General features: G+C 68.8%; 8 protein-coding genes, 1 tRNA gene and 1 pseudogene. 4 read left to right on the forward strand and 6 right to left on the reverse strand.

The genetic code is table 11. The annotated features are described in order from the left end of the window. The 3 genes and pseudogenes from FRW57_RS12095 to FRW57_RS12105 all read left to right on the forward strand — a co-directional run. Positions 1 to 574: pseudogene (locus FRW57_RS12095) on the forward strand (hypothetical protein); the annotation flags it as partial. 30 nt (positions 575 to 604) lie between these two features. Beyond that, positions 605 to 1,564 (forward strand): aldo/keto reductase, encoded by a 960-nt coding sequence (locus FRW57_RS12100; RefSeq protein WP_238384467.1) that lies wholly within the window; start codon positions 605 to 607, stop codon positions 1,562 to 1,564. An 85-nt stretch (positions 1,565 to 1,649) separates the two neighbouring features. Further along, positions 1,650 to 1,722, forward strand: a tRNA-Ala gene (locus tag FRW57_RS12105). A 24-nt stretch (positions 1,723 to 1,746) separates the two neighbouring features. Here FRW57_RS12105 and FRW57_RS12110 read toward each other — a convergent pair. Both FRW57_RS12110 and FRW57_RS12115 read right to left on the reverse strand, forming a co-directional pair. Further along, on the reverse strand, positions 1,747 to 2,394 hold the full coding sequence (locus FRW57_RS12110; RefSeq protein ID WP_137119991.1) for a response regulator: 648 nt from the start codon (positions 2,392 to 2,394) through the stop codon (positions 1,747 to 1,749). After that, positions 2,382 to 4,145, reverse strand: a complete 1,764-nt coding sequence (locus FRW57_RS12115; RefSeq protein ID WP_202911358.1) for a sensor histidine kinase — start codon at positions 4,143 to 4,145, stop codon at positions 2,382 to 2,384. The genes FRW57_RS12110 and FRW57_RS12115 overlap by 13 nt, the downstream gene beginning before the upstream one ends. A 168-nt stretch (positions 4,146 to 4,313) precedes the next feature. Here FRW57_RS12115 and FRW57_RS12120 point away from each other — a divergent pair, with 168 nt between their 5' ends. Continuing rightward, a complete protein-coding gene (locus FRW57_RS12120; RefSeq protein WP_137119990.1) occupies positions 4,314 to 5,435 on the forward strand; it encodes a right-handed parallel beta-helix repeat-containing protein in 1,122 nt (373 codons plus the stop codon). Between the two features lie 71 nt (positions 5,436 to 5,506). Here the strand turns inward: FRW57_RS12120 and FRW57_RS12125 are convergent, their stop codons facing one another. The 4 genes from FRW57_RS12125 to FRW57_RS12140 form a co-directional block, all read right to left on the reverse strand. Further along, on the reverse strand, positions 5,507 to 6,250 hold the full coding sequence (locus FRW57_RS12125; RefSeq protein ID WP_137119989.1) for an amino acid ABC transporter ATP-binding protein: 744 nt from the start codon (positions 6,248 to 6,250) through the stop codon (positions 5,507 to 5,509). Between the two features lie 4 nt (positions 6,251 to 6,254). Next, on the reverse strand, positions 6,255 to 7,247 hold the full coding sequence (locus FRW57_RS12130) for an amino acid ABC transporter permease (RefSeq protein WP_162308114.1): 993 nt from the start codon (positions 7,245 to 7,247) through the stop codon (positions 6,255 to 6,257). 136 nt (positions 7,248 to 7,383) lie between these two features. Then, positions 7,384 to 8,271 (reverse strand): ABC transporter substrate-binding protein, encoded by an 888-nt coding sequence (locus tag FRW57_RS12135; protein WP_137119987.1) that lies wholly within the window; start codon positions 8,269 to 8,271, stop codon positions 7,384 to 7,386. A 185-nt stretch (positions 8,272 to 8,456) separates the two neighbouring features. Further along, positions 8,457 to 9,473: thiamine pyrophosphate-dependent enzyme (locus FRW57_RS12140; protein WP_238999407.1), on the reverse strand; the 1,017-nt coding region annotated here is incomplete at its 5' end.

Here is a 9,473-nt window from a genome sequence, read left to right on the forward strand (position 1 = left end):
CCGGCGCCGGCGGAGTCGTCAGGAACACGCCGCCCGCACCGCACACCGCGTGCGGGAGCGCCGCGTCGCCGAGGCGTCGGGCCGCCGCGCACACCAGCCGTCCCCGGCGAGCGCACAGCCGCGCCGTCCGGCGACAACCCTGTCTGCGGCGAATGCCACTGCGGCACGGGCGGACCGGCACCTCGACACGGTCTACGACCCGGATGCACCGGCAGTCGAGATCGAGCAGCCCGCTGCCGCCGCGGCCGGAACCGCCGACGAGCCGCAGGGCCGCTCCGGCGACTGGCAGCCGGTGCCCGTGCCTCCGCCCACCTACACCCTCAAGGCGAGGGCCGAGCGTCCCGCCTCCGCTCCTGCCGAGGTGACACCGACGCCGGAGCCCTTCGACCGCGCCGCCGCCGACGAGCCGTCGGACGCGGATGGCGGCACCGGCACAACCGGTATGCCGACCGGCGCGGACGGTGACGCTCCTCACCAGGGCGGCGAGGCGCCATACGGGCGGGACCTGCCGTTCGACGGGCTCGCACTGGACGAGGAGCTGGAGGAGCTTCCCGCCGTCTACGCCGCCGGCTGACCCTCCCGCCGGCGTGCGTAGGGTCTGAGCATGACGGAAACACGGATGACCTATCGACCGCTGGGCGACTCCGGCCTGATGGTCAGCACAGTGGGGATCGGCTGCAACGCCTTCGGCGTCCGCGTCGACGAGAAGGGCACCGCTGATGTGGTGCACGCCGCGCTCGATGCCGGGGTGACCTTGTTCGACACCTCGGACACCTACGGCCTGGGCCAGAGCGAGACGCTGCTGGGCAAGGCGCTCGGGAGCCGCCGGGACGACGTTGTCGTCGCCACCAAGTTCGGCATGGACATGAAGGGTGCCAACGGTCCCGACCACGGCGTCCGTGGGTCGCGCCGCTACATCCGCCGGGCCGTCGAGGCCAGCCTCACCCGGCTAGGCACCGACCACATCGACCTCTACCAACTGCACGCGCCCGACCCGGTCACACCGATCGAGGAGACCCTGGCGGCGCTCACCGAGCTGGTGCGCGAGGGCAAAGTCCGCTACCTCGGCAGCTCCAACCTCGCGGGGTGGCAGGTGGTCGACGCCGACTGGACCGCGCACACCGCCGGTCTCGAACGGTTTGTCAGCGCCCAGAACAAGTACTCCCTGCTCGACCGCCGAGCCGAGGACGAGCTCGTCCCGGCCTGCGAACAGGTCGGTGTCGGCATCCTGCCGTTCTTCCCGCTGGAGTACGGCCTGCTCACCGGCAAGTACCGGCGGGGCGCGGCCGCACCGGAGGGCACGAGGCTGGCGGACGACTCCCAGCGAGCCCGGCTCGAGGGCGCCAACTGGGACCGGATCGAGGCCATCGCCTCGTTCGCCAAGGAGCGCGATCTGAGCATGCTGCAGGTCGCGATCGGCGGTCTGGCGGCCCAACCCGCCGTGGCCTCGGTCATCGCGGGCGTGACCCGGCCCGAGCAGGTCCGGGCCAACGTCGAGGCCGGGCTCTGGGAGCCCACCCTGGAGGACCTGGCGCTGCTGGACCAGGTGACCAGCGCCGACTGAGCCGGGACGGGTCGCAGCTTCGTCGGCACGAGCCTGCCGGTTTCAGTTCGCCGCACCGGCGGTGTTATCTTTGCTCCCGCACCACGGGGCTGTGGCGCAGCTGGTAGCGCACCTCGTTCGCAACGAGGGGGTCAGGGGTTCGAGTCCCCTCAGCTCCACCGATCTGACTGGGCCATCACCCTTCAGCGGCCGAGATATCGGGTCACGGCCAGCACCCGGCGGTGGTCGTCCTCGCTGGGTGGCAGGTCCAGCTCGCTGTAGATGTGCGAGACGTGCTGGACCACCGCCTTCTCGGTGACACTCAAGGCGTGGGCGATGAAGGCGTTGCTGCGGCCCTCGGCCATCAGCGTGAGGACCTCGTGCTGTCTCGGGGTGAGCCGGTGGAGCGCATCGTGCTCGCTCCTGGCCTGGGAGAGCATGAGTGCCACCACCTCGGGGTCGAGCACGGTCTCGCCGGCACAGACGCGCCGCAGGTCCGCGCAGAAGGTGTCGATGTCGGAGATGCGTTGCTTGAGCAGGTAGCCGGTGCCTGCCGTCGGGGCGTCGAGCAGCTCGCGGGCGTAACGGCGCTGGAGGTGCTGGGACAGCACGACGATGGCGAGGTCCGGCCAGGTGGCCCGGATCTTGAGCGCAGCCCGCAACCCGTCGTCGGTGCGGCCGGGTGGCATCCGGATGTCGGTGATCACCAGGTCGGGACGCAGCTCGTCGGAGGCCGCGACCAGTGCGGCGCCGCTGCGTGCGGTGCCGACGACGTCGAAACCGCCGTGCACGAGGACGAGGGAGAGGCCCTCGCGCAACAGCGCCTCGTCCTCACCGATCAGGACCCGCACGGCAGCTCCGCGACGATGTGGGTGCCGCCACCGGCCGGGCTCTCGACCCGGAGCCGGCCGCCGAGCACGTCGATCCGGTCAGCGAGGCCGGGTAGCCCGAGCCCGGTGCCCACGTCGGCGCCGCCGACACCGTCGTCGTCGACCTCGACGATGAGGACGCGTTCGAGGTGGGTCAGCCGCACCCCGATCTTCGTGGCGTGCGCGTGCTTGGCAGTGTTGCTCATCGCCTCGGCGACCAGGAAGTACGCGGTGGCCTGCACCTGCCCGGGCAGCCACTCCTCGGGGCCCAGATCGAGCTTGGCCGGCAACGACATCCGGTCCACCAGGTCCTCGATGGCGGCACCCAGGCCGCGCTCTATCAACGGCGCCGGCATGACCCCATAGACCAGCTCGCGCAGGCCGGCTGCCGCGTCGTCGATGCGGAGCCTGAGCCGGGTGGCGGCTTCGGAAGCGCTTCCGGGCGTGCCCGGTATGGCCGCCAGGCGTTGCGCCTCGACCGCGAGCAGCACCAACTGAGCCTGCACGCCGTCGTGCAGGTCCTGCGCGATCCGGCGCCGTTCCCGGTCACTGGCCTCGACGATCCGGGCACGGGAGACCCGCAGCTTCCGCTCGCTGGCCCTGAGCTCGGCGGCCAACCGCTGCTGGTCGAGCGCGATCGCGATGACCCGGCCCGCGGCACGCACGAGTCCAGGGTCGCCGATCATCGTGGCGTCGTAGACGATCGCACCGACCCGACGCCCGGTCATCTCGACCTCGACCACCGCGCGTCCGGTGTCGGGCGTCGGGAGGGGCAACACGTGGCCCTCGGCATCGACGTAGCCGTCGCGGCGGGGCACCCAGAACGCAAGCTGGACCGAGTCGTCGCCCAGGGCGGCCGCCAGCGCGGTGGCCAGCGAGGGGCGCCGACCGGCGGTGGCGCCCAGCCACGCGCTCAGCTCCTGGATCTCGCCGGTGCGGGCGAAGCCGCCCAGGAGCATCGCACCGACGAAGGCGACCGGCACGACGGCCAGCACCACCACCTGGATCGCCCCGGAGAGCGCCGGAGTGAGTCCGGCCAGGGGCCGCAGCACGTCCGGCACGAGCGGCACGAGCAACACCGCCACGATGCCGTAACCGTACAGGGGCGCGAGGACCCGCCTGCGTGGCGCGGGAGTCGCGCGGAGCCGACCCGCCAGGATCAGGGCGGTTGCCACCATCACGGCGGCTCCCGCGCCAATCTGCAGCCAGGAGCCCGCCGCCGCCAGGGTCGGGCGGTTGGCTGCAGCAAGCATCCCGTGCGGGCTCGCGGACGGCGCGAACAGGTAGAGCGGGATCTGGAGCAACAGGCACACGGCGTAGGCCGCGGCCACCGTGTACCGGGACGGCATCGACCGGACCCGGCCGGAGGGAAAGGCGTGCAGCAGGTGCACCACGACCGCAAGTGGAGCGGTGGCGAGCACCACGCCGACCACCGACAGTGCGGGCACGTCGGTGTCTCCGAGTCCGCCGAGCAACAACACCAAGGCGCCGGCGACCATGATCGGGCCCAGCCGGTTGGACGGCCTGCGCCACCAGGCGGCCGCGCCGGCGGCAGCGTAGGCGAGCCCGGTGATTGGCACCAGCACGCTGGTCCACAACGGCGTCGGGTGGCCGAAGACGTCGAGCGAGATCTCGATCCAGGCCATCGACAGCAACGCCGCCCCCAACAGCGCGATCCCCGCGCCTCGCGAGTCCATGATCGCCGGGCGCGTCACCGCAGAGCCGGACGCCATGTCCCCAGCGTCCCACTCGTGCGGCATCCGTTTCACCGCTTTGGAAGACAGGACCTGGGTCTATTGTCGCGGCCTCTGCCGGTGGCAACACTGAACAGGTCATCGGCCACCGGACGATGCCTGTCAGCGTGCGGTGGCCGCCGCCTGATCTGGAGAGAAGCGTGTCGCATGACCCGTCAGTGGAAGCCTGTACTAGTGGGAGCGGTGGCGGTCTCGACCGCGCTGCTGGGAGCGATCGGTGTCGTCGGGGCGGGCGCCGCGCAGGCAGCGCCGAACTGTACGCCTAATGTGGACAACTCGGGGTTGAGCGCCGCTGTCGTGGCACACTCCCACCAGTACCTGGCGAATCGGCGAGTCGACGCCACGGGCTGTGACATCGGGATCTTCGTCGGGCCGGGCGTGCAGCACGTCACCGTCAACGACGTGGTGGTCACCGGGGCGAACTTCCAGGGGATCCTGGCCTACGACACGTCATACCTGACCATCAAGAACTCCCGGATCCACGACAACGGGTTCCACACTCTCGACAGCTCCGCGCCTGCGCTACCGGGCAGCGGCCTCCACTCGTATGTCGGGCAGTCGTTCGGCATCAGCCTGTTCGGCGTCTCCTGGTCCACCGTCGAGAACAACCGGGTGACCGACAACGGACGCGGCGGGATCGGCGTCATGGACACCGGAGCGAACAACCCCGGCACGATCAACCAGAACCCGTCGGCCCCGCTGAGGGCCTCTACCCACGACCGGGTCGTCGGCAACACGATGTCGGCCAACTACGGGGGCTGTGGCCTCGTCGCCGCCACCCAGAACTTCGGCGGTCACCTGTCCCACCTGTTCCTGGCCGGGAACCGGATCATCGGGACGGGAACGATGTCCGAGTCGGGGCCGGACGTGGCCGGTATCGTCGTGGCGGCCGATCTGCCGAACTCATGGGTCAGTGACGTCAGCGTCGTGGGCAACAAGGTGACCAACTCCTTCGAGGGAGGAGTCATCGTCAACGCCGAGGCGTTCAACTCCTCCACCAGGAACGTGGCGGTGCTCGGCAACACTCTCAGGGCCAACAACTGGGGTGCCCAGGAGGCCCCCGACACCGCGGGCGTCATCGTGTTCGCCAACCCGGGGGCCGAGGTCCCGCCGGGGGCCGACGCGCCCAAGAACGTCCACACGGTGGTGGCGGGCAACCGGATCACCGAGCAGTTCTACGGGATCTACTCCGTGGGCGACTTCCCCCCCATCGCCTTCGGCAACTACATCCGGGTCACGTCGGGTGGTGACCCGATCTTCCACGGCTGACCGGGCCGCGTCAGGAAACGCCTTGGGGCACGCGCTCAGCGCGTGCCCCAAGGCGTTTTCCGTTGTCGTGACTACAGGCGGCCGGACTTCACCACCCGGCTGAGGAACTGCTGGGTGCGCGGTTCCGTCGGGTTGTCGAAGATCTGCTCGGGCGGACCGTTCTCGCAGATCGAACCGCTGTCGAGGAAGCACACCTGGCTGGCGACTTCCCTGGCGAATCCCATTTCGTGCGTGGCCAAGAGCATGGTGAGTCCGCCGTGGGCGAGCTCCCGGACGATCTCGAGCACGTCACCGACGAGCTCCGGGTCGAGCGCTGCGGTGATCTCGTCGAGCAGCATCACCCGCGGTTCCATCGCCAGCGCGCGCACGATGGCGACGCGCTGCTGCTGCCCGCCGGAGAGCATGTCCGGATAGGCGCTCGACTTGTCCTGCATCCCGACCGAGGTCAGGAGGGTCATCGCCTTCTCCTTGGCCTCCTCCTTCGAGATGCCGACCACCCGGGTGGGGGCGAGCATGACATTCTCGAGCACGGACATGTGGGGGAACAGGTTGTAGCTCTGGAACACGATGCCGACGTCGCGTCGCAGCTTGTTGAGGTCGACCCCGGCTCCGGTGACGGTGTCACCGTCGATGTGGATCTCACCGCCGTTGACCTGCTCGAGCTGGTTGACGCAGCGCAGCAGGGTGGACTTGCCCGAGCCGGAGGCCCCGATCAGGCAGACCACTTCGTGCCGCTCGACATTGAGCGTGACGCCCTTGAGGACCTCGTTGTGGCCGAACGACTTGCGGACGTCCTCGATCTCCAGGAATGACATGGCCTCAGCCCCCTGCCCGCTTGGCGGCGTCACGGTTGATCAGGTGGTCGACGAAGCGTGCCTGCGGGATCGTGATGACGATGAAGAACACTGCCGCCAAGGTGACAGGTGAGAGGTTGAACAGCTTGCTCTCCCAGAGTTTGGTGACCAACAGGACTTCCGGAATGGCTGCGATCGACAGCAGCGCCGTGTCCTTTTGCAAACTGATGAAGTCATTCATCAACGGCGGGACCATCCGCCGCACGGCTTGTGGCACCAGCACCGCTCGCAACGTCTGCGCGTAGCTGAGACCGAGAGACCGGGCAGCGGCGCTCTGGCTGGGGTGGATGGAGGCCAGACCTGCACGGTAGACCTCGGCCACGTAGGCGGAATAGGTCAAGGTCAGCGCCACGACACCCATGAAGGCGGGGTTCCACCTCTGAGTGAAGGTGAAGGCCAAGGGAAGGCCAAAGACCACGAGCAAGACCGTGACGATCGCCGGAACCGCTCGGAAGACGTCGCAATACACCGTGGCGATGAGCCGCAGGGGTGCGCCGGCGCGGCCGGGCAACATGCGCATGATGGCCAGGATCAGTCCGAAGATCAGCACCAGCACGAAGGAGACGACAGCCACCCAGATGTTGATCCAGAAGGCCTGGATCGCTTCACCGAAGGACTGATGCCACGCGTCCGTGCGGAAGAAGGTCTCTGCGACTGCGCCGGAGTTGGTCAATCCCAACAGGAGTAGACCGGCGACGATGATGGCGGCAGCGCCGTAGCCAAGGCCGATCGTGGCGTCCTCGCGGCCACGAGCGGAGGCTCGGCGCGCCGCCACCAGCTCGTCGTTGTGGAGCAACCGGTTGCGCTTGGCCCCGCCCCGGAACCCCTGGATCGTCGGCCAGAGCGGATAGAGCGAGCCCAGCACCAAGATGATGGCCACGATGGTCGAGAAGATGCCGCCGTGGTTGTAATCGCGTAGCAGCAAGCCGGCAAACACCATCAGGGCGATGCCGACCACGTCGACGACCAGGGCAGTGACGGCCACACCCGTGACGCGTTGGGGCTGGCTCGGCGGCGGCGCCGGGAGCGTCTCTACCTCGACGAGGTCTGGTGTGCTCATCGAGCACACCAGACCTGCGTCGGTTCGTGAGGACTCACTTGACCTGCCACACCGGCACCGACGTGGGGTCGCCACCGAATGCCGGGCCGAGGTAGGTCTTGGACAGCTCCTTCAGGGTGCCGTCCTTGACCATGGTCTGGATGCCCTTGTCGAACTCCTTCTCGTTCTTGGAGCCCTTGGGGTAGATCGCGCCGTAGTGCTCACCGGTCTTGTACTGTCCGGCCACCTCGAGCTTGTCCCCAGTCTGCTTCGCCTCGGCCAGCACAATGGCTGTGTCCAACAGCGCGACATCTGACTGACCGGACAGGACGCTCTGGTACAGCGTCTGCGAGTCGGGGTAGATGTTCTGCGTCTTGCACTTCAGTTTGTCCTTCAAGAAGGGCACCGAGGTGGTTCCGGAGTAGGCAGCGCACCGCTTGCTCTTGATGTTGTCCGCGGTGATGCCAGCGCCCTTCTTGGTCAGCACGCCGATGTTGGAGTCGTAGTACGGAGTGGAGAAGTCCACCACCTTGGCGCGCTCCGGGGTGATCGAGATCTCCGCGAGCGCGAGGTCGAACTTGTTGGTGTGACCGGCGACCAACTGGTCGAACGACACGTTCTTGATGTCCAGTTTGGACAGGCCCGCCATGTTGGCCAGGTTGGCGGCCATGCAGTACTCGTAGCCGTCCTTGATCGAGTCGGCCGTGGTGCCGTTCCACCACCCCTGGGCCGGCAGGGTCGTCTCCACCGTCAGCGTGTCGGCCACGGCGGGCGTGATCTTGATGCTGTTGGCCTTGCTGGTGACCTTGCAGTTGCCGTAGTCGCCGCTCGAACCGCCAGAAGAACCGGAGCCGGATCCGGAGTTGTCGCCGGAGCCGCAGGCGGCGAGCGCCGTGGCCATGGCCACCGCGCTCACGAGTCCGAGAGTGCGCTTGAAGGTCATGTCGTGGGGTTCCTTCCCAGGGTCAACGGACCGAGCAGTTGAAGAAACAGTCGCCTGCTTCGCGTTCGGAGTCAAGGATATGGGCGGCAAGTGGGAAATATCGTTGCTTCCGCGTGATTTGCGGGGGCGGCGCAGCTCATCCTCTGAAGGGAGGCGCGGGGCCTGGCCCGACCTTGATGTGACTTTCACACGACCCCGTCCTGCATTGCGCGACTTTTTTCCGTGACGTGCAGGAGGGTCGGTCGATCCGCCGCGAACGCCTTTTCGACGGCCGGTGCGAGCTCGGCCCCGGAGCGGATGGCGAGACCATGGCACCCGAGTGCCCGCGCGGCCGCAGCAAAATCGACGCCGCCGAGCCGCACCGCCTCGATCGGGTCGCCGCGATCGGCCATCTCGTTGCGGATCTCGCCGTAGCCGCCGTTGTCGACGACCACGATCGGCAGGGACAGCCCGAGTGCGGCGGCCGTGGCCAGCTCGGGCAGGGTGAACATCGCGCCGCCGTCCCCGAGCAGCGCCAGGACGCGGGGACGATCCGGCGCCAGCGCCGCCCCGATCGCGGCGGGGAGGCCGAAGCCGAGGGTGCCACCTCCCGTCGGGTAGAGGAAGCCGGCGGGCCGGTGCACCCGCACGCCGCTCAGTACCCCGTAGTAGCAGGACATGGTGCTGTCGCCCGCGACCACGGTGTCGTCGCCCACGATCGAGGAGAGCGCCTCGACGAGATCGCGCCACGGCTCTCCCTCAACCGCGGCATCCGCCCTGAGACCGGCGCGCGCCGTGGCAGCCCGTCCCGCATCGTCACCGGACGCGGTGTCGGAGTCCTCGCCGCCGAGCGCCGTGAGCAGCTGGTCGACCACGACAGCGGCATCGCCCACCACCCGCATCGAGGGATTGCTGTTCGTGGTGATCGAGACGGCATCGATGTCCACGCGAACGAGTTTGTCGTCCAGCACCATCGGGCCGTTCCACAGGTCGGAGGGAGCCAGCTCGGTGCCGACTGCCAGCACCACGTCGGAGTCCTCCAGCAGCGACCGGACCGACGGGTGGTGCAGACCTGCTCCGACGGAGAGCGGGTGCGTCTCGTCCAGTACGCCCTTGCCGTTCGCGGTCGTCACCACGGGCGCGTCCAGGCGCTCCGCGACCCGGCGCACCTGCCCCGCGGCGCTTCGGGCACCGCCACCGACGACCAGCGTCGGGCGCTGTGC

The sequence above is a fragment of the Segeticoccus rhizosphaerae genome, assembly GCF_009192725.1.
Lineage (GTDB): Bacteria > Actinomycetota > Actinomycetes > Actinomycetales > Dermatophilaceae > Segeticoccus > Segeticoccus rhizosphaerae.

Bases quoted from the DNA above. Each gene is read 5' to 3' on its own strand.
- FRW57_RS12100 (WP_238384467.1), top strand. From the start codon at position 605: ATGACGGAAACACGGATGACCTATCGACCGCTGGGCGACTCCGGCCTG.
- FRW57_RS12115 (WP_202911358.1), bottom strand. From the start codon at position 4,145: ATGGCGTCCGGCTCTGCGGTGACGCGCCCGGCGATCATGGACTCGCGA.
- FRW57_RS12120 (WP_137119990.1), top strand. From the start codon at position 4,314: ATGACCCGTCAGTGGAAGCCTGTACTAGTGGGAGCGGTGGCGGTCTCG.
- FRW57_RS12125 (WP_137119989.1), bottom strand. From the start codon at position 6,250: ATGTCATTCCTGGAGATCGAGGACGTCCGCAAGTCGTTCGGCCACAAC.
- FRW57_RS12135 (WP_137119987.1), bottom strand. From the start codon at position 8,271: ATGACCTTCAAGCGCACTCTCGGACTCGTGAGCGCGGTGGCCATGGCC.